1 protein-coding gene is annotated in these 1,414 nt (G+C 68.5%); it reads right to left on the minus strand.

Annotated elements, in window-relative coordinates; all coding sequences use genetic code 11:
- A partial coding sequence (locus ACFOLG_RS09640; protein ID WP_386091229.1) for an ATP-binding protein occupies positions 1-1,414 on the minus strand: 1,414 nt, incomplete at both ends.

Here is a 1,414-nt window from a genome sequence, read left to right on the forward strand (position 1 = left end):
CAGCTTGGTGGCGCGGTCGCGGCGGGCGGAGAAGCGGAACAGCTCCGGGCTGCTATCGATGAAACGGGTGGTGCACTGCCCGGACACGAACAGCGGGTGGGTGATGACGTTCTGCAGGAACGGCAGGTTGCTGGACACGCCGCGGATGCGGAACTCGCGCAGCGCGCGGTGCATGCGGGCATTGGCCTCGCTGGCGGTATGGCCCCAAACCGTAACCTTGACCAGCAGCGAGTCGTAGAACGGGGTGATCACCGCGCCGCCGTAGGCGGTGCCGCCATCCAGCCGCACGCCGAAACCGGCGGCGCTGCGGTAGGCGGTGAGGCGGCCGTAGTCGGGGGTGAAGCCGTTCTCCGGGTCTTCGGTGGTGACGCGGCATTGCAGCGCGTGGCCGCTGAGGCGAATGTCAGACTGCGCCGGCACGAAGCTTTCCTCGCTGCCGATGCGCGCGCCTTCGGAAATGCGGATCTGCGCCTTGACGATGTCCACGCCGGTGACCGCCTCGGTGACGGTGTGCTCCACCTGGATGCGCGGGTTGACCTCGATGAAGTAGAACTGGCCGCTGTCGGCATCCTGCAGGAATTCCACCGTGCCGGCGTGGGTGTAGTCCACCTGCCGCGCCAGTTTCAGCGCCGCCGCGCACAGCTCGCTGCGCTGCTGCTCGCTCAGGTACGGCGCCGGCGCGCGCTCCACCACTTTCTGGTTGCGGCGCTGCACCGAGCAGTCGCGCTCGAACAGATGCACCAGGTTGCCGTGCTGGTCGCCCAGCACCTGCACCTCGACGTGGTGCGCGCGGCGCACCAGCTTCTCCAGGTACACCTCGTCGTTGCCGAAAGCCGCCAGCGCCTCGCGCCGCGCCACGTCCATGGCGTCGGCCAGCTCGCCCTCGTGCTCCACCACGCGCATGCCGCGCCCGCCGCCGCCCCAGCTGGCTTTCAGCATCAGCGGGTAGCCAACGTTGGCCGCAAGCTGTTTGGCTGCGGCGATGTCGTACGGCAGTGCGCCGGTCGCCGGCACCACCGGCACGCCGGCAGCCTGCGCCAGCTCGCGCGCCGCCACCTTGTTGCCCAGCTGGCGCATCACTTGCGGCCGGGGGCCGATGAAGGTGATGCCGGCGGCGGCACAGGCCTCGGCGAATTCCGGGTTCTCCGACAGGAAGCCGTAACCGGGGTGAATGGCATCGACACCGGCCTCCTTGGCGATGCGGATGATGTCGGGGATGTCCAGGTAGGCGGCGATGGGCTTCTTGCCAGCGCCCACCTGGTAGGCCTCGTCGGCCTTGGTGCGGTGCAGGGCGAGCTTGTCCTCCTCCGCATAGATGGCGACGGTGCGAATGTTCATTTCGCTGGCGGCGCGCATGACGCGGATGGCGATTTCGCTGCGGTTGGCGATCAGGATGCTGCGGATAGAGTTCATG

Origin of the sequence: Vogesella facilis (assembly GCF_042648525.1) — a bacterium.
In the GTDB taxonomy this organism is placed as follows: Bacteria; Pseudomonadota; Gammaproteobacteria; order Burkholderiales; family Chromobacteriaceae; genus Vogesella; species Vogesella facilis.